22 protein-coding genes are annotated in these 24145 nt (G+C 71.9%); 11 read left to right on the top strand and 11 right to left on the bottom strand.

What is annotated here, in order from left to right:
- Nucleotides 1-71: 71 nt before the first annotated feature.
- Nucleotides 72-1433 carry a hypothetical protein gene (locus ACP6CK_RS22490; protein WP_426955550.1) on the top strand — a complete coding sequence of 454 codons (1362 nt, stop codon included), beginning with the start codon at nucleotides 72-74 and terminating at the stop codon, nucleotides 1431-1433.
- Between the two features lie 197 nt (nucleotides 1434-1630).
- Here the strand turns inward: ACP6CK_RS22490 and ACP6CK_RS22485 are convergent, their stop codons facing one another.
- The 9 genes from ACP6CK_RS22485 to ACP6CK_RS22445 all read right to left on the bottom strand — a co-directional run bounded on the left by ACP6CK_RS22485 (nucleotide 1631) and on the right by ACP6CK_RS22445 (nucleotide 11906).
- Complete coding sequence (locus tag ACP6CK_RS22485; protein WP_426955549.1) at nucleotides 1631-3241, bottom strand: serine hydrolase domain-containing protein; 1611 nt, start codon at nucleotides 3239-3241, stop codon at nucleotides 1631-1633.
- A gap of 27 nt (nucleotides 3242-3268) precedes the next feature.
- Entirely contained in the window at nucleotides 3269-4267 is a 999-nt protein-coding gene (locus tag ACP6CK_RS22480) for an ABC transporter ATP-binding protein (protein ID WP_426955548.1), read from the bottom strand.
- A complete protein-coding gene (locus ACP6CK_RS22475) occupies nucleotides 4258-5292 on the bottom strand; it encodes an ABC transporter ATP-binding protein (RefSeq protein ID WP_426955547.1) in 1035 nt (344 codons plus the stop codon). The genes ACP6CK_RS22480 and ACP6CK_RS22475 overlap by 10 nt, the downstream gene beginning before the upstream one ends.
- A complete protein-coding gene (locus ACP6CK_RS22470; RefSeq protein WP_426955546.1) occupies nucleotides 5285-6205 on the bottom strand; it encodes an ABC transporter permease in 921 nt (306 codons plus the stop codon). The genes ACP6CK_RS22475 and ACP6CK_RS22470 overlap by 8 nt, the downstream gene beginning before the upstream one ends.
- Nucleotides 6202-7134, bottom strand: a complete 933-nt coding sequence (locus tag ACP6CK_RS22465) for an ABC transporter permease (RefSeq protein ID WP_426955545.1) — start codon at nucleotides 7132-7134, stop codon at nucleotides 6202-6204. Before ACP6CK_RS22465 ends, ACP6CK_RS22470 begins: the two co-directional genes overlap by 4 nt.
- Nucleotides 7131-8696, bottom strand: a complete 1566-nt coding sequence (locus tag ACP6CK_RS22460) for an ABC transporter substrate-binding protein (RefSeq protein WP_426955544.1) — start codon at nucleotides 8694-8696, stop codon at nucleotides 7131-7133. Before ACP6CK_RS22460 ends, ACP6CK_RS22465 begins: the two co-directional genes overlap by 4 nt.
- 148 nt (nucleotides 8697-8844) lie before the next feature.
- Nucleotides 8845-10026 (bottom strand): N-methyl-L-tryptophan oxidase, encoded by a 1182-nt coding sequence (gene solA / locus ACP6CK_RS22455; RefSeq protein ID WP_426955543.1) that lies wholly within the window; start codon nucleotides 10024-10026, stop codon nucleotides 8845-8847.
- A 156-nt stretch (nucleotides 10027-10182) separates the two neighbouring features.
- Complete coding sequence (locus ACP6CK_RS22450) at nucleotides 10183-11550, bottom strand: ammonium transporter (RefSeq protein ID WP_426955542.1); 1368 nt, start codon at nucleotides 11548-11550, stop codon at nucleotides 10183-10185.
- Between the two features lie 17 nt (nucleotides 11551-11567).
- Nucleotides 11568-11906: a P-II family nitrogen regulator gene (locus ACP6CK_RS22445; protein WP_426955541.1), complete on the bottom strand. Its 339-nt coding sequence runs from the start codon at nucleotides 11904-11906 to the stop codon at nucleotides 11568-11570.
- A 139-nt stretch (nucleotides 11907-12045) separates the two neighbouring features.
- Here ACP6CK_RS22445 and ACP6CK_RS22440 point away from each other — a divergent pair, with 139 nt between their 5' ends.
- Together ACP6CK_RS22440 and ACP6CK_RS22435 are read left to right on the top strand one after the other, a co-directional pair.
- Complete coding sequence (locus ACP6CK_RS22440; RefSeq protein ID WP_426955540.1) at nucleotides 12046-13374, top strand: FAD-dependent monooxygenase; 1329 nt, start codon at nucleotides 12046-12048, stop codon at nucleotides 13372-13374.
- Nucleotides 13371-14189, top strand: a complete 819-nt coding sequence (locus tag ACP6CK_RS22435) for a sugar phosphate isomerase/epimerase family protein (RefSeq protein ID WP_426955539.1) — start codon at nucleotides 13371-13373, stop codon at nucleotides 14187-14189. Before ACP6CK_RS22440 ends, ACP6CK_RS22435 begins: the two co-directional genes overlap by 4 nt.
- Nucleotides 14190-14255: 66 nt before the next feature.
- Here the strand turns inward: ACP6CK_RS22435 and ACP6CK_RS22430 are convergent, their stop codons facing one another.
- Nucleotides 14256-14966 (bottom strand): SDR family oxidoreductase, encoded by a 711-nt coding sequence (locus ACP6CK_RS22430; protein ID WP_426955538.1) that lies wholly within the window; start codon nucleotides 14964-14966, stop codon nucleotides 14256-14258.
- Between the two features lie 49 nt (nucleotides 14967-15015).
- Nucleotides 15016-15987 carry a Bug family tripartite tricarboxylate transporter substrate binding protein gene (locus tag ACP6CK_RS22425; protein ID WP_426955537.1) on the bottom strand — a complete coding sequence of 324 codons (972 nt, stop codon included), beginning with the start codon at nucleotides 15985-15987 and terminating at the stop codon, nucleotides 15016-15018.
- A gap of 98 nt (nucleotides 15988-16085) precedes the next feature.
- On the opposite strand from ACP6CK_RS22425, the gene ACP6CK_RS22420 reads away from it, so the two are divergent.
- The 8 genes from ACP6CK_RS22420 to ACP6CK_RS22385 are packed head-to-tail and all read left to right on the top strand — an operon-like array spanning nucleotide 16086 to nucleotide 24058.
- Complete coding sequence (locus ACP6CK_RS22420; protein WP_426955536.1) at nucleotides 16086-17060, top strand: Bug family tripartite tricarboxylate transporter substrate binding protein; 975 nt, start codon at nucleotides 16086-16088, stop codon at nucleotides 17058-17060.
- Nucleotides 17057-18046 carry an NAD(P)H-dependent flavin oxidoreductase gene (locus tag ACP6CK_RS22415; RefSeq protein WP_426955535.1) on the top strand — a complete coding sequence of 330 codons (990 nt, stop codon included), beginning with the start codon at nucleotides 17057-17059 and terminating at the stop codon, nucleotides 18044-18046. Before ACP6CK_RS22420 ends, ACP6CK_RS22415 begins: the two co-directional genes overlap by 4 nt.
- Complete coding sequence (locus ACP6CK_RS22410; protein ID WP_426955534.1) at nucleotides 18043-18753, top strand: enoyl-CoA hydratase/isomerase family protein; 711 nt, start codon at nucleotides 18043-18045, stop codon at nucleotides 18751-18753. Before ACP6CK_RS22415 ends, ACP6CK_RS22410 begins: the two co-directional genes overlap by 4 nt.
- Entirely contained in the window at nucleotides 18750-19949 is a 1200-nt protein-coding gene (locus ACP6CK_RS22405; protein WP_426955533.1) for a CaiB/BaiF CoA transferase family protein, read from the top strand. The genes ACP6CK_RS22410 and ACP6CK_RS22405 overlap by 4 nt, the downstream gene beginning before the upstream one ends.
- On the top strand, nucleotides 19946-20689 hold the full coding sequence (locus ACP6CK_RS22400) for an enoyl-CoA hydratase/isomerase family protein (protein ID WP_426955532.1): 744 nt from the start codon (nucleotides 19946-19948) through the stop codon (nucleotides 20687-20689). The genes ACP6CK_RS22405 and ACP6CK_RS22400 overlap by 4 nt, the downstream gene beginning before the upstream one ends.
- Nucleotides 20686-22299, top strand: coding sequence for an AMP-binding protein (locus ACP6CK_RS22395; protein ID WP_426955531.1), 1614 nt, complete (start codon nucleotides 20686-20688; stop codon nucleotides 22297-22299). Before ACP6CK_RS22400 ends, ACP6CK_RS22395 begins: the two co-directional genes overlap by 4 nt.
- Entirely contained in the window at nucleotides 22296-23879 is a 1584-nt protein-coding gene (locus tag ACP6CK_RS22390) for an FAD-dependent monooxygenase (protein WP_426955530.1), read from the top strand. Before ACP6CK_RS22395 ends, ACP6CK_RS22390 begins: the two co-directional genes overlap by 4 nt.
- Entirely contained in the window at nucleotides 23876-24058 is a 183-nt protein-coding gene (locus ACP6CK_RS22385; RefSeq protein WP_426955529.1) for a hypothetical protein, read from the top strand. Before ACP6CK_RS22390 ends, ACP6CK_RS22385 begins: the two co-directional genes overlap by 4 nt.
- Nucleotides 24059-24145 lie beyond the last annotated feature (87 nt).

Genomic DNA, 24145 nt, shown 5'->3' with positions numbered 1-24145 from the left:
GCGAGCCTCCTTCGCCTGGATGCCGTTGTGCTCGCGCCACCCCCGACGTCCGAAGCTGAGCGTACAGAAGCATGAACTTCATCAGCGATCCGTGCCCAGCCAAGGCGGGCGAGGCGGCGCCGCGCACGGATGACGTGTTCTGGCAGCACCGCGCTTTCTGCGGCCTCGCCCTGCCCTTGCGGGCGACCAGGGAGACCTGGCAGCGGGAGATCGGCGCCACGATGGTGCGGATGGAGCCCGGCGAGGGACTCCAGGTCCCGAGCGGCCGTTTCCTGCGCCTCGTCCTGATGCAGATCTGCGATGTCGCGTTCCGCACGAAGAGCCCGGTGGTGGATCTCGGTGAGAGCCCGTCCGCCTGGGCCGTGAGGCTCGGCCTCGAGCTGGACGCTCCGGCGCTTCGGGATCTTGCCACGCAGCTGGACCGCCTGTTGTCCGGTCGGGTGGCCGTCTCCGTGTCTGGTCCTGAACTGTTCATGTTCGACGCGCGCGGACGCCGCCCGCAGGGTGATGCCGGATGGCGACCGAGTATCCGGCTCAACAGCCGTTTTCTCTCCAGCCTGCTCGCCAGTGCGGTTCCCCTGAATCGCGGCGCGGTCCTGCGTCTCTGGGACATGCCAGAGGCGCTGGACGCCTATGCCTGGATGGCCCAGGCAGGACGGTCGGACAGCGACGCTTCCTATGCAGAGGGCTGGGCCGACATCCAGCAACGCTTCGGACGCGGATCGCAGCCGGTCGCAGCCTTCCGGTCCGGCTTCGAGGAAGCGCTCCAGGCCGCCGTTGCGGCTGCCCCGTCATGGGCAGCGACCTCCACGGAGGCGGGCGTGAGCATCCGGCGAGAGGAAGGATCGGGGACGATCCAGGATGACGCCGCTGCGGCGGACCGCCGCGACGAGCCCGTTGTCCCGACGTCGGATCACCCGGCGACGCCGGTCTCAGACGCGGAGGCTGAGGTTGGCCCCGGCCTCGGCGATCACGCCACGCTCAAACTCCCCGTTGCGGATGAGCCGACTGGGCAGGAGCCGGTGGAGGCACCGACACCGGGCGTTGCTCCCCGATCCGCCGCGGAGCAGGCGGAGCTGACGCCTCCTCCGGAGGATCGCTCCACGCTGATCTCCCAGGATCAGGTCAGCCTGCCCCACCATCTCACCGGCCTCCCGGTCGTGATCTGGCTTCGTCGGGGACGCGGGGACGAGAACATCGTGATCGGCGCGACCCCCGGCACGCGCTTCGACCCCGATCGCCTCACGGTGCTGGCCGTCGAGCCGATGTTGCTTCAGGTGAGTGGCGGCCTCGCGCAGCGGGACTTCGAGCAGGTGTCGGCCTGGGTGATGGCGAATCGCGACCTGATCGACGATTTCTGGGACGGCTTGGTCACCACCTTCGAGGATCTCAGGGTCAGGACGCAGAAGCCGCGGGCGCCCGGCTGGCGGTAGATTCCGGTCCGGATGACCAGACGCAGCTGGCCTCGATGGCGCGAGATGAGTGATCCCTGAGACCCGGTGAGCACGCGCGAGGCTCCGGAAGACGAGTCCGGTGCCCCGCGTGCTTTTCGGCGATGCCGCCGGCGGCGATGCGCGGCCCATCCCAGGTCGCGCGTGTTCCAGGCTGCCAGACGTCCTCCAAGCGACTCTTATGCCGCGTCCTCGACACGCCGGTACAGCGCCCGCTTGACGCGCCCGCCGCTCGTCTCCAGCGCCGTCACGCCACCGTCCCGCAGGACGCGGACATCGAGCCAGCCCTTCATCAGCGTGCCGGGGATGTGGAGGCGGACCACGTCGTCCGCGATCGGCTCCACCTCCCAGTCCGGGCCGTTGACCACGGGACCGGCGGCGCGGACGAGGGTCTTGCCGTCGGACTCCGTCACCGTCCAGGTCGTCGCCATCTCATCGCTGCGATAGGTGCCAGGCAGGCCCTCCGGCAGCGCCGCGCCGGGCTGGACGCGGCGCCAGAGGCCGGTGACGCCGGCATCCTGCTCCACCTCCACCGCATCGGGGCCGGCGGGGCGGACCATGAAGACGCTGCTGCTGCGCGAGGAGGCAAGGCGCCCATCCTCCGTCGCCTCCGCCGCCACGGTCAGGCCATTGAGGGCGAGGGTCGGCTTGCCCTCCGGCGACAGGCCGATGTCGAGCGTGGCCGCCGTCACCGGGTCGATGTAACGGCCAACGAGGGATTCCAGCGCTTCCTTCGGTAGCAGGCTGGGCACCGGATGGACGCCGGGCTTTCCGTCCAGCACGGCGTCGAGCGCCTTGTGGGCGGCGAGGTTGGGGTCACCGTCGCCCGCATTGCAGATGGCGATGACCGCAAGGTCCAGGCTCGGAACCTTCAGGAACTCCGTCCGGTAGCCGGGCCAGAGGCCGCCATGGCTCACCGTCTCCAGCCCGCGATAAGGCCGCACGACGAGGCCGCGGGCGTAACGGTTGACCGTGCCGTTCGTGAAGGGCGTCTGCTTCGGCAACTCGTCCAGCCACTCGGCGCCGAGGCGCCGCGTGCTGGCGTTGCGGGCCCAGAGGGCGAGGTCCGTCACCGAGGAGACGAGCCCACCCTCCCCGTGCAGTGGGAAGGCGTGAGCGGCGCGGGTCCAGCGGCCCGGTCCATCCGGAAAGTAGCCGGTCGCGAGGTTCGGAATCGCTTCGGACACGTTCGGCGTCATGCGCGTGTCGCGCATGCCGAGCGGGGCGAAGATCCTCCTCTCCAGGAAGTCCTCCAGCTTCTCGCCGGACAGTCGCTCCACGATCAGGCCGAGCAGGAGGAAGTTCGAGTTGCTGTAGAGGAAACGCGTGCCCGGAGTGAAGTTCAGCGTGCGCTGGCGCGTGATACCGTCGATCAAGTCCTGCAGCCGGATCGGGGTGCCGAGGTCGCCACCGCCATGCCGCATGATCTCCAGCATGTCCCGGATGCCGGAGGTGTTGTGCATGAGATGCGCGATCGTGACGGGCTGCTCGTAGGCCGGCAGTTCCGGCAAGTGCTGGCGCGCCTCGTCCTCCAGCGACAGCCTGCCCTCCTTCGCCAGCATGAGGATCGCGGCGCAGGTGAACTGCTTGGAGACGGAGGCGATCCGGAAGCGCGTCGCGGGACCGATGGGCACGCGATGCTCCAGGCTCGCGAACCCGGCGTGGCGGTGCACGGCGAGGCGCCCGTCCAGCAGGACGCCGATCGTCATCCCGGGACCGCCGGCCGCGGTCCAGGGCGCCAGCACCGCGTCCACGCGGCGTTCGATCAGGGCGATGTCCAGGTCGGTCACGAAGCAGGCGTCCTCAGGGTTCTTGGTTCAGGCGGCGTTGGCGGCCCAGCAGGCGGCACGGTGACCGTTGCCGAGGTCCAGCAGGGGTGGCTCCTCGGCGGCGCATCGCGGCATGGCCAGGGGGCAGCGGGAGCGGAACCGGCAGCCTTCCGGCAGGCGCGCGGGGTCGGGCGGCTCGCCCATCGGGGCGGCCTGGTCACGGCGCTGCTCCGGATCGGGCGAGGGCACGGCAGCCAGCAGCGCGCGGGTATAGGGATGCTGCGGCGATGCGTAGAGCGCGTCCCGCGTCGCCAGTTCCACGATGCGGCCGTAATACATGACCGCGACGCGATCGGCCATGTGCTCCACGACGGCAAGGTTGTGGGAGATGAAGACCATCCCCAGCCCGCGCTCCGCCTGGATGTCCTTCAGCAGGTTCAGGATCTGCGCCTGCACCGACACGTCGAGGGCCGAGACCGGCTCGTCGCAGATCAGCAGGTGCGGTTCGAGGATGAGGGCGCGGGCGATGCCCACGCGCTGGCGCTGGCCGCCGGAGAACTCGTGCGGGAAGCGCTCCGCGTGCTCCGGCCGCAGGCCCACGCGGCGCAGGGTGGCGGCGACCGCCGCCTCCCGCTCCCGCCGCGTGCCGATGCCGTGCAGGTCCAGCCCGAGGCGCACGGAGCCGCCGACGGTGCGCCGCGGATCAAGCGAGGCGACGGGGTCCTGAAACACCATCTGCGCGCGGCGGCGCAGCCCCTTCAGGGCGGCAGGCGACAGATCGAAGACGCGCTGCCCCTCGATCTCCACCGTGCCCTCGTCGGCGCGGCGCAGCGCGAGGAGGGTGCGGCCGAGCGTGGACTTGCCGCAGCCGGACTCGCCGACAAGGCCGAGCGTCTCGCCGGCCGCCAGGGTCAGGTCCACGCCATCCACCGCGCGGACCCAGGCGGTGGAGCGGCCCATGAGGCTGGCACGAACGGGAAAGCGGACGACAAGGCCGGCGGCGCGCAGCAGCGGCACGCCCGGCTTGGCGGGGGCAGTCACGACCATGTGGCGGGTGCGGGCTGGGCGGCGGGGGCGGCGGCCTGGAGCCAGCACCGGGCCTGATGTCCAGGTTCCGGCAGGAAGGGCGGCGGCACCTGCGCGTCGCAGCGCTCGGGGCCCGCCAGGGGGCGCCCATCGCAGCGCGGGGCGAAGGCGCAGCCCCGCAGCGGGCGCGAGAGATCGGGAATGCCGCCTGGAATCTCGCGCAGCCGGGCCTGGGGTGCCCCCATGACCGGGGCGGAGCGGAGCAGGCCGCGCGTATAGGGATGCGCCGGATCGCGCAGGATCTGTCGCGCCGGCGCCGTTTCCACCACGCGGCCCGCATACATGACGGCGACGCGGTCGGCCATCTCGGCGATCACGCCGATGTCGTGGGTGACGAGGATGAGGGCGGTTCCAAGTTCCCTGCAGCGGGCGCGCAGCAGCTCCAGGATCTGCGCCTGCACCGTGACGTCGAGCGCCGTCGTCGGCTCGTCCGCGATCAGCAGGCGGGGACGCAGGGCAAGGGCGATCGCGATCATCACGCGCTGCGCCTGCCCGCCGGAGATCTCGTGCGGGTAGGCGCGCGCCTTCTCCTCCGGGTTGGGCAGGCCGACGGCGGCGAGGAGCTCCACCGCCTCCGCCCAGGCCTGCGCGCGGCCGCGGCCGCCGCGCAGGCGCAGAGGCTCCGCGATCTGGGCGCCGATGCGCATGATCGGGTCCAGACTGGCCTTCGGCTGCTGGAAGATCATCGCGACGTCGCGGCCGCGCCAGGCGTTCAGCGCGCGGGGACGCATGGCGAGGATGTCAGCGCCGTCGAAGAGCACCTCGCCCGAGACGATTCGGCCGGGGGGCTCGATCAGGCGGAGGATAGACAAGGCGAGCACCGTCTTGCCGCAGCCCGATTCGCCCACGATCCCCAGCACCTCGCCGCGGCGCACGGAGAGGTCCACGCCGTTGACGGCGCGCACGGCCCCCTCGCCGCGCCCGAAATGCGTGCGGAGGTCGCGGATCTGGAGGAGCGGCGCTTCGCCGCCCGAGGCGTCAGGCATCGCGCGGGTCCAGCACGTCCCGGAGCCCGTTGCCGAGCAGGTTCATCGACAGGATGGCGACGAAGATCGTCAGCCCCGGCGCCGCCACGGCCCACCACGCGGTGAAGAGGAAGGAGCGGGAATTTACCAGCATCGCCCCCCATTCCGGCGCCGGTGGCTGCGCACCGAGGCCGAGGAAGGACAGGGCCGCGGCGGACAGGGCCGCGATCGGCGTGGCGTAGGAGAGATAGACCACCAGCGGCGAGATCGTGTTCGGCAGGATGGTGCCCCAGATGATTTGCGTCTCGCTCGCGCCGAGGGCGCGGGCGGCCTCCACATACTCCTCTCGTTTGACCGTCAGCGCGACGGAGCGGATGAGGCGCGCATAGCCCGGGATGCCGGCGATGCCGACCGCCGCCATGGCCGTCCAGAGGCTGGGCCCGAGGATCGCGACGATGGCGAGCACGAGGAGGATGTAGGGGAAGGCCAGCAGCATGTCGGTCAGGCGCATGATGACCGTATCCGCCCAGGGCGGTCCCGCGCCGGCCAGCAGCCCGAGCACGATGCCGCAGCCCGCGGAGATGGAGGCGGCGGTGAGGCAGATGAGCAGGAAGTAGCGCGTGCCGTGTATGAGGCGGCTGGCGAGGTCGCGCCCCACCTCGTCCGTGCCGAGCCAGTTCACGGCGCTGGGCGGCTTCAAGCGGCTGAGCGTGTCCACGGCATAGGGATCGTGCGGCGCGATCCAGGGCGCGAAGGCCGCGCAGAAGAGGATCAGGAGCAATACGCCGCCCCCGGCCTGGGCGGACGGGTTCCGCGCCAGCCGCCCAAGCGCCCAGCGCAGTCCGCCCCGCCGGGCACGGGGCGGCGCGGATTCTGCCGTGACTGAGGGGGCCGTGGTCACGACCGCATCCGGATCGCCCTGCGCGAGGCTCACGAGTTGTAGTCCACCCGCGGGTCCACCCAGGCGTAGAGCACGTCGACAATCAGGTTGGCGCCAATATGCGCCCCGGCGCTGATGAGGATGATGGCTTGCGTCAGCGCGAAGTCCCGCCACTGGATCGCCTTCACGCCCAGTTCCCCGATGCCGCGCCAGCCGAAGATCACCTCGATGATGAAGGCGCCGCCGAGCAGGTTGCCGAACTGGAGCCCGATGACCGTCATGACCGCGAGGAGCGTGCCGGGCAGGGCGTGGCGGAGGATGACGGAGAACTCGCCCATGCCGCGGGACCGCGCGGCGCGGATGTGGTCGCGGCGCAGGATCTCGATCATCGCGGAGCGGGCGATGCGCGACAGCGGCGCCGCCTCGATCAGCCCGAGCGTGAGCGCTGGCAGCAGCAGGGCCGCGCCGCCGCGCGGGACCACCGGGATCCATTGCAGCCAGACCGCGAAGACGAGGATGAGCAGGAGCCCGAAGAAGAAGGCGGGCATGGAGATGCCGAACAGCCCGACCGTCATCGCCGCGATGTCGAGCGGGGTGTCCTTTTTCGCGGCGGAGAGGATACCGAGCGGCACGCCCACCCCGATCCCGATGAGCAGGGAGGCGCCGGTCAGCCAGAGCGTGTTGACGAAGCGGTAGCCGATCTCCTCGGACACCGGGCGGCGCAGGCGGATGGATTCCCCGAAGTCGCCCTGCGCCACGTTGCCCACGTAGCGGGCGAACTGCACGTACCAGGGCTGGTCCAGGCCGTAGCGCTCCCGCATGACAGCCATCGCCTCGGCCGCCTCGTCCTCCGTCACCTGGCCCTCATACATCGCGCTGACCGCGTCGGTCGGGATCACGGCCTGGATGAGGAAGGTGACGAGGAGGATGCCCATCACCACCGGCACCGCCATCAGAAGGCGCCGGAGGATGTAGCGGCTCACCAGTCCCCCATGCGCACGTCGCCGGGGATCACCCAGTTGAGGTAGTCCGGCTTGTAGTTCTGCAGCCCGGCCTGGATGATCGTGACGTTGTGGCTGGTCAGGATCGGCACGGTGAGGCGCCGTTCGAGCAGCAGGCGCTGCGCGTCCTTCACGTGCCGGTCGCGCGTATCAGGATCAAGAGTGGACTCCACGGCGTTCAGCGTCGCCGTCAGCTCCGCATCTGCCGGCAGGTTGCGGCGGTGGCCGGGTGGGCGGAACAGGTTCGTCATCACCTGCGGGTCACTATAGGTCCAGCGGTTCAGCGCCATGTCCCAGCCCTCCCGCAGCAGGGAGGGGTAGAAGGTGCCCCAGTCCCCCGTGGAAACGGAGACCTGGATCCCCAGCGCGGACAGGTTGCTCTGGATCACCGCCAGGGCACGATCCGTCTGCGGGCTGGCGTAGGAGCGAAGGGCGAAGCGCGCCTCGCGCCCGTCCTTCGCGCGGATGCCGTTCGCGCCGGGGCGCCAGCCGGCCTCGTCCAGCAGCGCGGCGGCCTTCGCGCGGTCATAGGGCGTGCCGTGGCTCGCGCCGATCGCCGGATCGTAACCGGGGATGCCGCTGGAGAGCGGGTTGAGGTTCACCACGCCGTAGCCGCTGTAGGAGGCGCGGAGGATGGCCTCCCGGTCGATGGCGTGGCTGATCGCGTCCCGCATCGCCCGGTCGTCGAAGGGCGGGCGGAAGGAGAATTCGAGGAAGAAGAGGTTCTTCGCCTTCTCATCCAGCACGACCGCGAAGCGGCGGTCGCGGCTCAGGCGCTCCACCGTGTCCGTCTGCAGCTCGGCGGCGCTCAGCTCGCCGGTTTGCAGGGCGGAGAAGGCGACGCCTTCCTCCGGCAGGACGCTGAGCGTGATCTGGTCCGCGAAGGGGGCGCCCTTGTTGACCGCGTCCGCACGGAGCTGGCGGTAGCGGGGATTGCGGACGAGCACGATCTCGCTGCCCGCCGACCAGCTGCGGAACATGTAGGGGCCGGTGCCCACGGGCCGACGCCCGTACTGCCGCCCCGCCCGTTGCACCGCCGTCGGCGAGTTGAAGCCGAAGGTCGGCGCCGCGAAGAGGATGAGGGCGGCCGCGAAGGGCCGGCTGAAATTCACCCGGATGGTCAGCGGATCGACGACGTCGCAGCTCTCCAGCGGAGCGATGGTGCCGCGGGCCGGGGAGGCCAGGCGCGGATCGAGGATGCTGTCGAAATGCGCCTTCGCCGCCGCGGCATCGAAGTCCGTGCCGTCGTGGAACTTCGTCCCGGACCGCAGCCGGAAGGTGATCTGCTTGCTGTCCTCGCTGAAAGACCAGGATTCGGCCAGCCAGGGCTGGGGCCGTCCCTGCGCGTCCAGGTAGATCAGCCGGTCGTGCAGGAAATTGAGAGCGGTGTTTACCGTCAGCGACACGCTCTGGCCGCTGTAGAGGGATTCAGGATCCTCGATCAGCCGGTACCGCAGCTCCTTGCTGGCGGCCGTCGCGGGGATCGGGCACGTGGCAGCGATACCGAGCGCAGGAAGAGAGAGCGCGGATCGTCGGGTGAGCATCGGTCGGCCTCCTGCCAGGCTGGTCCTGGCGGTCGCGCCTGGCGCTCGCCGGCGCATCCTCTGAACAACGGCGAGCCTAGCAACTGCCAGACCAGGGCTCCAAGCCCGCAGGCTTGAGCTCAAGCCGAAGAGGCAGCGAGACCCTGTCCTAACCGCGCGCGAGCGCGAAGCGGTCCAAGGAGAAGGGCGCCAGGTCGGCCGTTGGCGGCTCTCCGATCACGCGCAGCGCCACGGCCTCCCCCAGCCCGGCCGAGTGCTTGAAGCCGTGCCCCGAGCAGGCGGAGAGGGCGAGGATGCGGTCCCCTCCCGGCGGGTTGTCTACCACGAAGCCCGAATCTGGCGTGACGGTATAGAGGCAGGCGGCGGCGCGGGTGACGCGGTCGGTCACGCCGCGCAGGCGGCCGGCCACGTGCTGTTCGTACATCCACATCGATTCCGCGGACGTGACGCAACGGTCCACGAGATCGGGGTCGGCGTTCCGCGCATAGGTCTCGGTCGCGACCTTCACATCCCCGCCTGCCGCGCCGGGGAAGCCGTAGAAATAATCGGTCTCGCTATCACCGTGCATCCAGATGAAGACGGGAAAACGGCCGGGGGCATAGGCAGCCGCCTCGCCCGCCGCGAACCAGTGAAGCGTCTGGCGATGAACGCGAGGCAGCGTCTTCAGCGGGCCGGTGGACAGGCCCGGCAGCCACGCCCCGGCCGTCAGCACGCAGCGCGCCGCTTCCAGCCGGCCGCGATCGGTGACGACCCGCACGGCATCCCCGTCCTGGTGCAGTTCCAGGACGCGCTCCTCCAGCCGCAGCACGGCCCCGTGGCGCTGCGCGAGGTGAAGCTGCGTCGCGATGCAGCGCTCCGGCGCCAGGAACCCCGCGCTCGGCTCATAATAGCCGATCTCGTCGCCGCGCAGCCCGAACTGCGGGAAGCGCGCCGCGATCTCGTCGGCCTTTAGGACCTCGTGCGGGATGTCGAAGCGCTCCGCCACCTCGATCGTGCGGCGGACGAAGTTCTCGCGCCCATGATGGTTCGCCCGGCTGTCCCGCGGCGCCATGATCAGGCCGCCGGTCTCGTGCAGCAGCGCCTCGCCGGCCTCCCGTTCCAGCTCCCGCCAGATGGCGTGGGATCGGCGGACCAGGGGCGCGTAGGCCGCGCCCTCCCCCACGGCGAGGCGGGTAATCCGCGTCTCCCCATGGGATGACCCCATCGCATGGGGCGGGCGGAAGCGATCAATCCCGATCGCACGCACCCCGCGCCGCGCAAGCTGGCAGAGCACGGCACTGCCGAACGCGCCGAGGCCGATGACCAGAACCTCCGCCGTGGTGGCACTCATGCCCGTCTCCGCATCGCAGAAGATCGGCCATGGCCGATCGGGGCGCTGAGCGCCAGCTCCGGCTGCGGGACAGCACGCCCGCGGCCGCCACGCAAGCAAAGGGCCCCGGCGGATCGCTCCGCCGGGGCCCCTGACCGCCGCCCGAAGGCGGAAGGATCAGCCCAACCGCTCGCCGTGCAGCGAGACGTCCAGACCCTCGCGCTCCTCTTCCTCCGTCACGCGGAGGCCGACGATCACGTCCACCACCTTCAGCAGGATGAAGGTCGCGACCGCCGTGAAGACGAAGACCGCTGCCACCGCGTAGCACTGGATGATCAGCTGCGGCACGCCGCCGACCGTGCCTTCCGGCGTGGCAGTCGTGGCGGAGAGCGCGCCGTAGGAGAACCAGCCCGTCAGGATCGCGCCGACGATGCCGCAGATGCCGTGCACGCCGAAGGCGTCCAGGCTGTCGTCATAGCCCAGCCAGTGCTTCAGGGCGGTGGCGCCCCAGAAGCCGGCCAGGCCCGCGATCACGCCGATGATCAGCGCCGGCACCGGCAGCACGAAGCCCGCCGCCGGGGTGATCGCGACGAGGCCGGCGACCGCGCCGGAGATCGCGCCGAGGACGGAGGGCTTGCCCTTGCCCATCCACTCCGCGAAGAGCCACGAGAGGGCGGCACCGCCCGCCGCGATCTGCGTCACCAGCATCGCCATGCCCGCACGGCCGCCGGCGGCCGCCGCGGAGCCCGCGTTGAAGCCGAACCAGCCCACCCACAGGAGGGAGGCGCCGATCACCGCGAGAGCGAGGTTGAAGGGCGACATGTTGTCGTGCCCGTAGCCCGTGCGCTTTCCGAGCACGATGGCCGCGACGAGGCCCGCGACGCCCGCGTTGATGTGCACCACCGTGCCGCCCGCGAAGTCGAGCGCGCCGAGGGCGAAGATCCAGCCATTCGGGTGCCACACCCAGTGCGCGACCGGGGAGTAGACCAGCAGCGACCAGAGCACCGTGAAGAGCACGAGGGCCGAGAACTTCATCCGGTCCGCGATCGCGCCCGTCACCAGCGCCGGGGTGATGATCGCGAAGGTCATCTGGAACATCAGGAAGACGCTCTCGGGGATGGTGGTCGCCACCGCCGAATCGCCCGTGCCCAGGGTGAAGGGCTTGTCCCAGTTCTCCGCGATGCCGCGCAGCAGCACCTTGGACAGGTCGCCGAAATACTTGCCGCCCTCGCCGAAGGCGATGGAGTAGCCGGCGACCATCCAGACCACCGTGATGATGGCCGTGATCGCGAAGGACTGCATCATGGTCGCCAGCACGTTCTTCTTGCGGACCATGCCCGCGTAGAACAGGGCCAGGCCCGGCACCGTCATCATCAGCACCAGCGCCGTGGAGGTGAGCATCCAGGCCGTGTCGCCGGCATTCACCACCGGATCGGCCGCCGGCGCCGGCGCCGGGGTGGCCGGCGTGGTCTGCGCCCAGGCCGCGCCCGCCATCAGGGCCATCGCACCCGCCGTCCAGGCCAGGGTGCGGACGTTCCGCTTCATCGTGCTTCCCCCAATCATCAGAGCGCCGCTCCGTCCGTCTCGCCGGTGCGGATGCGCAGCGCCCGCTCCAAGTCCATGACGAATACCTTGCCGTCCCCGATCTTGCCGGTGCGGGCGGTGGTGGCGATCGCCTCCACCACGGCGTCGGCCAGCTCGGCCGGGACGGCCACCTCGATCTTCAACTTCGGCAGGAAGGAGACGTGGTACTCCGCGCCGCGGTAGATCTCGGTCTGTCCCTTCTGCCGGCCGAAGCCCTTCACCTCCGTCACCGTCAGCCCCTGCACGCCGAGCGGCGTCAGCGCCTCGCGCACCTCGTCGAGCTTGAACGGCTTGATGATCGCCATGACCAACTTCATGCGTGCGGCCCCCTTCTCCGCTTTGCGGGGGCGTGCGATGCGAAGCCCGTGCCATGGCTTGGGCCGCCGACCCGGTGGTATTGGCGCCACATCTGCCTAAATGATGGGCAAATCAGCCTCCCTGGAAGCAGGACACGGAATGACCCCGCAGAAAGACGCCCCCCCCGGCCAGGTGCTGGAGGCGGAGGTGCTGGTGGTGGGCGCCGGCCCGGTCGGCGCCACCCTGGCCGTGACCCTGGCCGCCGCCGGCGTGCCGGTCGCGGTGGTCGACGCCCAGCCCCTGCCGCCCATGGAACTGCCGGCCTTTGACGGCCGCGCCTATGCTATTGCCCTCACCAGCCGGAATCTTCTGGCTGCGGCGGGTCTGTGGGATGTCCTGCCGGCCCCGCCCTGCCCCATCCGCCGGATCCGGGTCAGCGACGGCCGCCCGGGCGAGCGTGCCTCCCCCCTCCACCTCCACTTCGAGGCGGAGGAGGCCGGGGAGGAGGCCTTCGGCTGGATGGTGGAGGCCCGCTCCCTCCGGGTCGCGCTGAACGCCCGGCTGGCGGCCTTGCCCCAGGCCCGGGTCCTGGCCCCTGTCACCGCCGCCGTCACCCGCACGGCGGAGGGTGTCGAAGCGCGCCTTTCCGATGGCCGCCTCGTCCGGGCCCGGCTGGCCGTGGCCGCGGAGGGCCGCAATTCCTCCCTGCGCGCCGCGGCCGGCATCGGCGTCTCCCGCCTGGACTACCACCAGACCGGCATCGTCTGCGCCGTCGCCCACGAACGCCCCCACGGCGGCAGCGCCCTGGAGGCCTTCCTGCCCAATGGCCCCTTCGCCCAGCTTCCGCTGAACGACGCCATGCCCGGCCATGAGGACGACCTGACCGACGCCGTCCGCGCCGGCTTCCCCCACGCATCCGCCATCGTGTGGTCGGAGCGCACCGCCCTCGCCCAGCGCTTCCTGGCCATGGACGACACCGCCTTCGCCCGGGAGGTCGCGCGCCGCATGGGCGACCACCTCGGCGCCCTCCGCATCGTCGGCCGCCGCTGGTCCTATCCGCTGAGCGCGATGCAGGCGATGCGCTTCACCGACACCCGCCTCGCCCTTGTCGGGGACGCCGCCCACGGCATCCACCCCATCGCCGGCCAGGGCCTGAACGTCGGCTTCCGCGACGTCGCCGCCCTCGCGGAACTGCTGATCGGGGCTCACAACGCGAACGCCGACCCCGGCGCCCCCGCCCTCCTCGCCGCCTACCAGGCCGCGCGGCGCCCGGACTCCCTCCTGATGCTCGGCGCCACCCACGCGCTGGAGCGCCTCTTCGGCAACGACCTCGCCCCCATCCGCATCGCGCGCCGCCTCGGCATCGCCGCGGTGGACCGCGTCCCCGGCCTGAAGAACTTTTTCGCCCGCCGGGCCATGGGCTTCGGCGGCGGCATCGCCTCCGGCCTGCTGGGCGGGCGCGGGCTGATGCCGGCGGGGACGCCGTGACGGCGCGCGCCCTCTCGATCGCGCACCTCACCCTGCTCGATCAGAAACTGCCGGACCTCATCACCCACGCCGCGGCAGCCGGCTTCACCCACGCCAGCCCCCGCATCCACGCCCCGCTCCCAACCGATCCCTTCGATCCCGTGATCGGTGACGAGCCCCTGTTGCGAGAGGCCGAGCGCCGCCTCCGCGACACCGGCCTGCAGATCCTAGATGTGGAGGCCGTCTGGCTCCGCGCCGATACCGACCCCGCCGCGCTCCACCCCGTGCTGGAAACCGGCGCCCGCCTCGGCGCCCGCTACGTGCTGACCGTCGGCCACGACCCTGATCCCGCCCGCCTGAGCGACCACTTCGCCGCCTTCTGCGGCATGGCCCGCCCCTACGGGATGACGGTGATGCTGGAATTCATCACCTACTGCGCCGTCGCGAACCTGCCCGACGCCCTCACCCTGCTGCGCGACACCGGCGCGCCGAACGCCGGCGTGCTGGTGGACGCCCTACACCTCGCCCGCGCCGGCCACGCGCCCGCCGACCTGCGCGCGGTGCCGCCCGATCTCCTGCCCTACGCCCAGTTCTGCGACGCGCCCCTGGCCTCCCCGCCGATGACCGAGCGCCGCGCCGAGGCGATCGGCGGCCGCCTTCTGCCCGGCGACGGCGAACTGCCCCTGGCGGAACTCGTCGCGGCCCTCCCGCCCGGAATCCCACTAACGGTTGAGGCACCCGTCCGGACCATGGCCGCGCTGCCGCCGGCAGACAGGGCGAAGCGCGCGATGGCCTCCATGCAAACCCTGCTTCGCACAGGGGGCGCTGCCCCCTGACCCGAGGCGGAAGCCGCAGGTTCCCTGCCCCGCCGGGGGCCAAACGTGGCCCCCGGACCCCGCGGTCTATTCCTCGTAGATCATCTTGCGGGTCATGCCGCCGTCGGACACGAACTCGGCCCCGGTGACGAAGCCGCTCTCCGGTCCCAGCAGCCAGGCGGTAAGCGCCGCGATGTCCTCCGGCCGCCCCACCCGCCCGGCCGGGTGCTGCGCGTGGTCGCGCGCGGAGGGCTCCGAATCCTCCACGTTGATCCACCCGGGCGACACGACGTTCACCCGCACATCCGGCCCGAGGCTGATCGCCAGAGCATGGGTCAGCGCCACCAGCCCGCCCTTGGACGCCGCATAGCTCTCCGTATCCGGCTCGCTCTGCCGCGCGCGAGTGGAAGCCATGGTGACGACCGCGCCCTTCGCCGCTCGCAGCAGGTCTTCGGCCGCACGGACAAGAAGATAGGTGCTGGTCAGGTTCGTCGCGATGACCCGTGACCAGTCGGCCAGTTCCAGTTGGCGGAGTGGCTTTCGCACCATGATGCCGGCGTTGCAGACCAATCCGTCGAGCCGCCCCTCCTCTTTCCGGATCCCGTTTACCAGCGCGCGAACCGCGGCTTCGTCGGAGATGTCGGTCCGCACATGCCGCATGGCATCCGCCGGATCTCCCGCGGCAGCCTTGTCCGCCGTGACCACGTGCCAGCCATCCGCCGTCAGGCGCCGGGCGATGCCTTGCCCGATCCCCCGCGCGCCGCCCGTGACCAGCGCCACCCGCCGCGGCTCCGCCATGCTCCGTCCTCCGCCTCGCCGCCGGGCAACGCGAGGCCGCCCGGGCGGTTCACTCCTGCCGGATGTTCGCGCGCTCCGCGATGTCCTTCCATTGCGGCACCTCCACCCGCATCCGCTCGGTCAGCGGGCCGGGGCCGGTCAGCAGCAGCTTCGCCCCCGAATCCTCCAGCCGCTGCGCCAGAAGGGAGCCCTGCGCGAGCGGCGCCACCTCCTCCGCGATCCGGGTCACGACCGCATCCGGCGTCCCGCGCGGCCCGAACAGGCAGTACCAGATCGTGATCGCATAGCCCGGCGCCACCTCTGCCAGCGACGGCACGTCCGGCAGCGCCGGGCTCCGCTCCGCCGAGGTGACGGCGACCGCGCGCAGCCGCCCCTCCCGCACATGGGGGATGGTCTCGATCAGCCCGGTGACGAGCAGGTCCGTATCCCCCGCATAGAGCGCGTTCACCGCCTGCCCCGCCCCGCGATAGGGAATATGCAGCAGCTCGACCCCCGCCCGCGCCTTCAGTAGCTCCCCCGCCAGATGCGTCGTGGAGCCGGTGCCGGACGACGCGAAGGACACGCTTCCCGGCTGCGCCCGGGAACGCGCGATCAGGTCAGCCAGGTCCCGCACCTTCCCGTCCGGCCGCGACAGCAGCGCCATCGGCGCGTCCGAGATCATGGTGATCGGCACAAGGTCCCGGAACGGATCATACCCCGGATCGCGCATCAGCGCCGGCAGGATCGCGACGGAGGAGGTGGTGAAGAGCAGCGTGTGCCCGTCATTGCTGGCGACCACGTGCTGGATGCCCAGCGCCCCGCCCGCGCCGGGGCGCGTCTCCACGATGAAGGGTTGTCCCAGCCGCTGCCCCAGATGGTCCGCGATCGGCCGCGCCGGGACCTCCACCGGACCACCGGGGGCGAAGGGGATGATGAAGCGCACGGGACGCGTCGGCCAGGGCCGGGCCTGGGCGCGGGCGGCGCCCGGCAGCAGCGGCGCGGCCGCGGCGGCACCGATCAGGGCACGGCGAGGCAGGGGCATGGTTTCCTCCGGCAGTCTTCAGCCGATCCCTGCCACAAATCGTTGACAGGATCAACGAAGTGACGGAGAAGCGCGCCGTCCAGACGGGGGAAACAGCGATGAACCGACGCGGCCTTGCACGGATGGCGCTCGCCGGCGCGGCCCTGGCGGTGCCGGGCCTGGCCCGCGCCCAGGGGGCGGCCCGCCCGGTGCGCCTCATCGTCCCCTTCGCGGCCGGCGGCCCTGCCGACATCTTCGGCCGCATCTTCGCGGAGGCCCTCGCCGGCCCGCTCGCCGCGCCCGTGGTGGTGGAGAACCGCGGCGGTGCCGGCAGCCTGCTGGGCATCGACGCCGTGGCCAAGTCCGCGCCGGACGGCCTGACGCTGGGCTTCGCCGGGGCCGGCGCCCTGGCCATCGGCCCCGCCATGCCCAGCGGGACGCCCTTCGACGCCTTCCGGGACCTCGCCCACCTCACCCTGGCGGTCCGCGTGCCGGAGGTGCTCTGCGTCACCTCCCGCGGCCCCCATGCGGCAGGCTTCCGGGCCCTGGTCGCCGCCGGCAAGGCGCAGCCCGGCACCCTCAACTACGGCTCCGCCGGCGTCGGCTCCATCCTTCACCTCGCCTGCGCCCTCTTCGCGCAGGAGGCGGGGTTCGAGGCGACCCATGTCCCCTATCGCGGCGCCGCCCCCGCCTCCACCGACCTGCTGGCCGGCCGGCTGGACTTCATGATCGCCGATATCCCCGTGCTGAAGCCCCACGTGGATGCGGGCGGGCTGAAGGCGCTCGCCGTCACGACCGCCAACCGCGTGGCCTCCCTGCCGGATGTCCCCACCATGGCGGAACTCGGCCTGCCGAAGGTGAACTCGGACAACTGGTACGGACTCACCGTCCCCGCCGCCACGCCCCCTGCCCTGCAGGACCGCATCACGCAGGCCGCGCTCGCCGCCCTGCGCTCCCCGGAACTCGTCCGCCAGTTCGAGGCCCAGTCCGGCCTTCCCTCCCCCATGGGTCGGGAGGACTACCTCGCCTTCCTCCGCGCCGAGGGCGAGAAGTGGGGCCCGATCGTTCGGGCCACCGGGGTGACCAGCCTGTGAGCTTTCCCTCGCGCCTGCCGGGGCTGCTCGGCATCCGCCACCCCATCGTGCAGGGGGGAATGAGCTGGGCCTCCTCCTCCGCACCACTGGCGCGGGCCGTGTCGGGCGCCGGCGCGCTCGGTGTCATCGCCGCGGGGCCGATGCGACCGGACGCGCTGGTCGAGGCGATCCGGGAGGTGAAGGCGGGCGGCGCGCCCTACGCGCTGAACATCCCCCTCTACAACAAGCGCTCCGCCGAGTTCCTGGACATCGCCGAAGCCGAGCGCGTCCCCGTCATCATCGCCTCCCAGGGCGGGCCGAAGGCGCTGCCGCGCTTCCGCGCCTACGGGGCGAAGTGGCTCCACGTCGTGGCATCGCCGATGCATGCCGCGAAGGCGGAGGCGGGCGGCGTGGACGGGCTGATCGTCGTGGGCGGCGAGGCCGGCGGCCACCCCGCACCGGACGAGGTCTCGACCATGGTGCTGGTGCGCGCGGTGGCGAAGATCGCGAAAATCCCGGTGATCGGCGCCGGTGGCGTGGCGGACGGTGCCGGTATCGCCGCCCTCTTCGCGCTGGGCGCAGAGGGGGCGCAGCTCGGCACCCGCTTCATGATGACGGAGGAGGCCTCGGTCCACCCCGCCTACAAGGCGCGGCTGCTCGCGGCCGGTATCTCCGACACGACGCTCGTCGGCCGCGGCGGCCTGCCCGTGCGGCAGCTGAAGAACCTCTTCTCCGCCGAGGTGGACGCGGCCGAGCGCGCCGGCCACGCGAAGGAGAAGCTCGCCGAGCTCTACATGTCCCGCACCCTGAAGCACGCGGCCTTCGACGGCGACGTGGACTGGGGCAAGGTCGAAGCCGGCCAGACCGTCGGCCTGATCGACGAGATCCTGCCCGCCGCCGAGGTGGTGCGCCGCCTGGTGGAGGAGGCCGAGGCCGTCCGCCTGCGCCTGACCGGCGGCGCCCCGGCATCCGCCGCCGCCGACGCCGCGCTGGGAACCGCCGCGTGATCCGCACCGAGGATCGCGGCCGCATCCGCCTCGTCGTGCTGGACCGTGCGGCCAAGCGCAACGCCCTGAACCGCGAGATGACCGAGGGCGTCATGGACGCCCTGCGCGATGCCGCCGCGGATGGGTCCGTCGCCGCCATTGTCATCCGCGCCGAGGGCCCCGGCTTCTGCGCCGGCGGCGATCTGGCGGAGATGGCGCCGCTGCGCGGCAACCGCGAACTCTACGGCGCCCGCATCGACATCACCGACGCCATGCTGCGCGCCCCCGGCGAATGCCCGAGGCCCGTCATCGCCGCCGTGCAGGGCGCTGCTGTCGGCACCGGCGCCGTGCTGGCCCTGGCCTGCGACATGGTCGTGATGGCGGAGGGGGCCCGCTTCGGCTTCCCCGAGGCCGGGCACGGCATCTTCCCCTCCATCCTGCCGCCGATCCTGCTGCCGCAACTCTCGCGCAAGCGCGCCTTCGAGGTGATGGCAGCCGGCAGCCCTATCCCCGCCGCCGAGGCGCTGGCCGCCGGCCTGGTCAACCGGGTCGTCGCCCCGGACGCCCTGCTGGACGCCGCGGTCGCGCTGGCCGAGGCCGCGTCCCAGCTCTCCCCCGCCGCCATGGCCGCGCTGAAGCGGCTGATGGCGCGCCCGCCGGAAAGCCTCACCGCCGCCCAGGACGCCGCGCGCGTGGAACGCAACGCCCTCGCCGGAGGCTCCGCATGAGGCCGCTGGAAGGACTGGTCATCCTCGACCTCTCGCGCGTGCTCGCCTGCCCCTTCGCCAGCATGATCCTGGCCGAGCTGGGCGCCGAGGTGATCAAGGTCGAGCAGCCCGGCACGGGCGACGAGACCCGTTCCTTCGAGCCCTTCGCTGAGGGCCCGAACGGGGAGGCGGTCAGCGGCTACTACATGGCCTGCAACCGCTCGAAGCAGAGCATCACCGTCAACATGCGCCACGCCGAGGGTCGCGCCATCATCCGCGACCTCGCGAAGACGGCCGACGTGCTGGTGGAGAACTTCCCCGTCGGCACGCTGAAGCGCCGTGGCCTGGACTGGGAGTCGCTGAAGGCCGACTGCCCGCGCCTGATCTACCTCTCCTGCACCGGCTTCGGGCAGGACGGGCCCTATGCCAAGCGCAAGGGCTACGACACCGTCTTCCAGGCCATGAGCGGCCTCATGTCCCTGACCGGAGAGCGCGGCGGCGGCCCGGTAAAGCCCGGCCTCCCTGTGGCGGATCTGTCTAGCGGACTGTGGGTCGCCATCGCCATCCTGGCCGCCCTGCAAGGACGGACGAAGACCGGCGCCGGTGGCCATGTGGACGTCTCTATGCTGGACGCGCAGGTCGCGCTGCTGAGCATCGCCGCCGCCCGCTACTTCGCCCTGGACGAGGTGCCGCCCCGCCTCGGCACGGAGCACCCGGGCCGCGTCCCCTCCGCCAGCTTCAAATGCTCTGACGGTAAGTACCTGCACATCACCTGCTCCGACCAGCACTGGTTGCCGCTCTGCGAAGCCCTCGGCCTGGACGCCCTCGCCGCCGATTCCGAGCTGGCGGACAACAGCGGTCGCGTCCGGCGGCGGGAGGAGGTCATGGCCGGCATATCAGCCGCCATGATCGGCCTGACGCGCGCCGAGGCCTTCGCGAAGCTCGACGCCGCGAACGTGCCCGCCGGCCCCGTCCTGAACCTGGACGAGGTGCTGACGGACGAGCATGTCCGCGCCCGCGGCATGGTCTCGTCCTTCCAGCACCCGGCGCTCGGCGAGTTCCCGGCCCTGCCGGTCCCGCTGCGCTTCGCCGGCTGGGACGGCCCGCGCGTGGACCGCCCGCCGCTGCTGGGGGAGCACACGGAGCAGGTGCTGCGCGAAAAACTGGGCATGGATGCCGCGCGCATCGCGGCACTGCGGGAGGCAGGAGCCGTATGACCGACGAGCCGATCCGCTACGCCCTGGCCGACGGGGTGGCGACCATCACCCTGTCCCGCCCGGCCGCCCGCAACGCGGTTAACATGGCGATGTGCGCCGCCCTGCTGGACGCCACCCGCCGCGCCACGGCGGAGGACGCGCGCCTCGTCGTGATCCGCGCGGAGGGCCCGGTCTTCTCCGCCGGCGCCGACCTGAAGGAGCGCAAGGGCATGTCGGAGAACGACGTCCGCGCCCGCCGCATCCGCGCCTTCGCCGCCTATGATTCGATCGAGCACCTGCCGATGCCGAGCCTCGCCGTGGTGGAGGGGCCCGCCATCGGATCAGGCGTGGAGATCGCGGGGGCCTGCGACATGATCCTGGCCACCCCGGCCGCCTCCTTCCGCACGCCGGAGGCGCTGTGGGGCACGGTCGGCGCCACCCAGCGCCTGCCGCGTATCCTCGGCAAGCGGCTGGCGAAGGATCTGATGTTCACCGGCCGCACCCTCTCCGCCGAGGAGGCGCGGGAGGCCGGTCTGGTGACGCGCCTCGTCGAACCCGACGCGCTGGAAGGCACGCTGGCGGAGATCAGCGCCACCATCGCCAAGGCCCCACCCCACGCCATGCGCATCGCGAAGCGCTGCGTGGACCAGGGCCTGGAACTCGACCCCCGCGGCGCCCTGGCCACCGAAATCCTCGCCATCGAGGAGATCCTGGCCGGCGACTGGCGCGCCGGCGTCGCGAGCTTCGGGGCGAAGCCATGACCTGGACCCCGCGCCCCCTCTCCGCCTTCCTGGCCGAAGCCGTCGCGCAGCGGGGCGGGGAGGAGGCGCTCGTCACCCCCACTGCCCGCCTGACCTTCGCCGAACTGTCGGTGGAGGCGCATCGCGTCGCCCGCGCGCTGATCGCCCTCGGCGTCCGCAAGGGCGAGCATGTCGGCCTCCTCATGGGCAATGACGAGCGCTGGGTCGTCGCCTTCTACGGCGCCGCCCTGATCGGCGCCGTCACGGTCCCGCTGAACACCCGCTTCAAGCCGCCCGAGATGGCCTTCGCGCTGGGCAAGGCCGGCTGCGTCGCCCTGCTGGCCGCCGGCCGCTTCCTGAAGCTCGACTTCGCCGCGATGCTGCGAGAAGCGGAACCGGCGCTGGATGCGGGGCTGCCCGGAACGGCCCTGCCAACCCTGCGCGCCGCCGTCCTGACCGGCGATGACGTACCCCGCGCCGCCATCGGCTGGGACGATTTCCTGGTGCGTGGCGCTGCCGTGGACGACGCCGCGCTGGACGCCGCCAAGGCCGCCGTCCGCGCGGACGACGCGCTGCTGATCCAGTTCACCTCCGGCACCACCTCCTTCCCCAAGGGCGTGGAGCTGACGCACGAGAACATGCTGCGCGACGCCTCCGCCGCCGCCATGCGGATCGGGCTGGAGCCGCGGGACCGGTACTTCAACTGCCGCCCCTTCTTCCACGTCGCCGGCTCCACCCTCTCCCTCCTCGCGGCCCTGGTCACGGGCGCCTGCCTCGTCACCCTCCCGACCTTCGAGGCGGGCGGGGCTCTGGCGATGATGGAGGCGGAGCGCTGCACCTTCGTCTCGGGCAACGACTCCCTCTTCCAGATGATGATGTCGCACGCCGACTTCCCCTCGCGCCGCCTGCACCTGCGCGGCGGCTGGGCGGCCGCCGGCCCGCAGACGATGCGGGAGATCATGGAGCGGATGGGCGCGAAGAACCTCTGCTCCGCCTACGGCCTGTCGGAAGCCTCCCCCAACGTCGTGATGAACGACTGGCGCGACCCGCCCGAACTCCGGATCGAAGGGCTGGCCCTGCCGCATCCCGGCGTGGAGGTCCGCATCGCGGGAGAGGACGGGATCACCCCGGTCTCGCCCGGCGAGCGCGGGGAGATCCAGGTCCGCGGCTGGAACATCATGCGCGGCTACATTAACAACCCGGAGGCCACGGCCGCCACCTTCACGCCCGATGGCTGGCTGAAGACCGGCGACCTCGGCACGCTCACACCAGAGGGCCGCCTCCGTATGGTCGGCCGCCTGAAAGACGTGATCCGCGTCGGCGGGGAGAACATGGCCCCGGCCGAGCTGGAGGAGGTGCTGCTGCGCCACCCCGCCGTGGAGATGGCCCAGGTGGTCGGCATCCCCGACCCGCGCCTGGTCGAGGTTCCCGTCGCCTTCGTCACCCTCCGCGCCGGCGCGCAGACGACGGAGCCAGCGCTGCTCGATTGGCTTCGCCCCCAGGTCGCCAACTTCCGCATGCCGCGCCATCTCAGGATCGTCCCGGACTTCGAGGCGATCGGGATGACCGCGAGCGGCAAAGTGCAGAAGACGAAGTTGCGCGACCACGCGAAGGCCCTCTTCGCCGCGTGAGCGGGGCGGAGGAGAGCGGCCTCTACGCCGACCGCCCGCGCTATCCCTTCGCGCGCCCGCCGGAACTCGATGGAGCATCCCCGCAGCATCCCGTCGCGATCGTCGGCGGCGGGCCGGTCGGGCTGACTCTCGCGCTCGGCCTCGCCCGCCGGGGTGTCGCCTGCACGGTGATCGAGGCGCGGGACAGCGCCTCCTTCGGCAGCCGCGCCTGCTGCATCTCCCGCCGATCCCTGGAAATCTGGGACGGCATCGGCGTGGGAGAGGAAGCCTTGCGCCAGGGCCTTCCCTGGACCGGCGGCCGCAGCTTCTGGCGCGGCCACCCCGTGCTGTCCTTCGCCATGCCGGGCGGGCCGGAGGACCGGCACCCGCCGATGATCAACCTGCAGCAAGGATATGCCGAGCAGATCCTGATCGACGCCGCCCTCGCCGAGCCGCTGATCGACCTGCGCTGGCACAGCAGCGTGCTGGGCCTGTCGGATGGCGCGCTGCGCATCGGCACGCCGGAGGGCGACTACACCCTGCACGCCGACTGGATCGCTGCGGCGGACGGGGCCCGCAGCGCCATCCGCGCCGCGCTCGGCCTGCGGCTGGAGGGCACGTCCTACGAGGGCCGCTACCTCATCGCCGACATCCGGTTCCCCTCGGACGCGCCGGTGGAGCGCCGCGCCTGGTTCGACCCGCCCTCCAATCCCGGCTCCACCGTGCTGATGCACCGCCAGCCCCGCGACATCTGGCGGATCGACTACCAGCTCCGCGACGACGAGGACGCAGAGGCCGAACTCGCCGAGCCCCGCGTCCGCGCCCGCATCGGCGCCCACCTTGCCATGATCGGGGAGGGACCGGATTACGAGCTCGTCTGGCGCAGCCTCTACCGCGCCCACACGCTGACGCTGGACCGCTACCGCCACGGGCGGGTGCTCTTCCTCGGCGATGCCGCCCACCTCGTTCCGATCTTTGGCGTCCGCGGCCTGAACTCCGGGATCGACGACGCCCACAACTTCGCCTGGAAGCTCGCTGCCGTGATCCACGGGGAGGGCGGCGATGCCCTGCTCGACAGCTACTCCGACGAACGGGTCTTCGCGGCGCGGGAGAACATCCGCCAGTCCCGGAAAAGCACCCTCTTCATGACCCCGCCCGGCCGCGGCCACGCGCTGATGCGAGACGCGGCGCTCAGCCTCGCCGTCTCGAAGGATTTCGCCCGCCCGCTGGTGAACCCGCGCCAGACCACCGCGATCACCTATGCCGACTCCCCGTTGAACACGCCGGAAGGGGGAGCCTGGGCCGCCGGCGTGCCGGTCGGCGCCGTCCTGCCGAACCTGCCGCATGACGGGGGCCACCTGCACGATGCACTCGGCAGCCGAGCGGCCGTGCTCCTCGGCCCCGGCGGCGTGGAGGAGGAGGCGCGGGCTCTCGGCCTGCACGTCGTCCGCCCGCGGGGCGACACGGCGGCCGCCCTCGGCCTGGACGCGCCCGGCGCCGGGATGCTGGTCCGGCCGGACACGCACCTCGCCTGGCGCTGGCGCGCCGCGCCGCCGGGCGCGCTGCGACGGGCCCGGGACCGGATGATGGGGCGGGCATGAGCGATCCCGCGGAGCGGCTGGAAACGGCCTGGGAGATCCTGGCCGAGGGGATCGAGGCGGCCGGCGCGGACCGGGAGCGCCTCTTCCTGGCGAAGCTGGCCCTGCTGCTCGCCCGCGCCCTGGACGACCCGGATGCCCTGCGCGCGATGGTGCGGGACGCGCTCCGGGATCTCGAGTAGTCCGGCTCTGGCCGCTGGTCCGTGGTCCTGTCCCGGAATCCATGCCGCCGCGTCTCGCTCCGCTGCGCCACGGCGTGCTAGTCTCCG

It is taken from the genome of Muricoccus radiodurans (assembly GCF_050154705.1).
In the GTDB taxonomy this organism is placed as follows: Bacteria; Pseudomonadota; Alphaproteobacteria; order Acetobacterales; family Acetobacteraceae; genus Roseomonas; species Roseomonas radiodurans.
This window is presented reverse-complemented; position numbering and strand designations above follow the sequence as displayed.

Bases quoted from the DNA above. Each gene is read 5' to 3' on its own strand.
- solA (WP_426955543.1), bottom strand. From the start codon at position 10,026: ATGAGTGCCACCACGGCGGAGGTTCTGGTCATCGGCCTCGGCGCGTTC.
- ACP6CK_RS22460 (WP_426955544.1), bottom strand. From the start codon at position 8,696: ATGCTCACCCGACGATCCGCGCTCTCTCTTCCTGCGCTCGGTATCGCT.
- ACP6CK_RS22395 (WP_426955531.1), top strand. From the start codon at position 20,686: ATGACCTGGACCCCGCGCCCCCTCTCCGCCTTCCTGGCCGAAGCCGTC.
- ACP6CK_RS22440 (WP_426955540.1), top strand. From the start codon at position 12,046: ATGACCCCGCAGAAAGACGCCCCCCCCGGCCAGGTGCTGGAGGCGGAG.
- ACP6CK_RS22475 (WP_426955547.1), bottom strand. From the start codon at position 5,292: ATGCCTGACGCCTCGGGCGGCGAAGCGCCGCTCCTCCAGATCCGCGAC.
- ACP6CK_RS22400 (WP_426955532.1), top strand. From the start codon at position 19,946: ATGACCGACGAGCCGATCCGCTACGCCCTGGCCGACGGGGTGGCGACC.
- ACP6CK_RS22445 (WP_426955541.1), bottom strand. From the start codon at position 11,906: ATGAAGTTGGTCATGGCGATCATCAAGCCGTTCAAGCTCGACGAGGTG.
- ACP6CK_RS22430 (WP_426955538.1), bottom strand. From the start codon at position 14,966: ATGGCGGAGCCGCGGCGGGTGGCGCTGGTCACGGGCGGCGCGCGGGGG.
- ACP6CK_RS22405 (WP_426955533.1), top strand. From the start codon at position 18,750: ATGAGGCCGCTGGAAGGACTGGTCATCCTCGACCTCTCGCGCGTGCTC.
- ACP6CK_RS22420 (WP_426955536.1), top strand. From the start codon at position 16,086: ATGAACCGACGCGGCCTTGCACGGATGGCGCTCGCCGGCGCGGCCCTG.
- ACP6CK_RS22480 (WP_426955548.1), bottom strand. From the start codon at position 4,267: ATGGTCGTGACTGCCCCCGCCAAGCCGGGCGTGCCGCTGCTGCGCGCC.
- ACP6CK_RS22385 (WP_426955529.1), top strand. From the start codon at position 23,876: ATGAGCGATCCCGCGGAGCGGCTGGAAACGGCCTGGGAGATCCTGGCC.
- ACP6CK_RS22450 (WP_426955542.1), bottom strand. From the start codon at position 11,550: ATGAAGCGGAACGTCCGCACCCTGGCCTGGACGGCGGGTGCGATGGCC.
- ACP6CK_RS22490 (WP_426955550.1), top strand. From the start codon at position 72: ATGAACTTCATCAGCGATCCGTGCCCAGCCAAGGCGGGCGAGGCGGCG.
- ACP6CK_RS22425 (WP_426955537.1), bottom strand. From the start codon at position 15,987: ATGCCCCTGCCTCGCCGTGCCCTGATCGGTGCCGCCGCGGCCGCGCCG.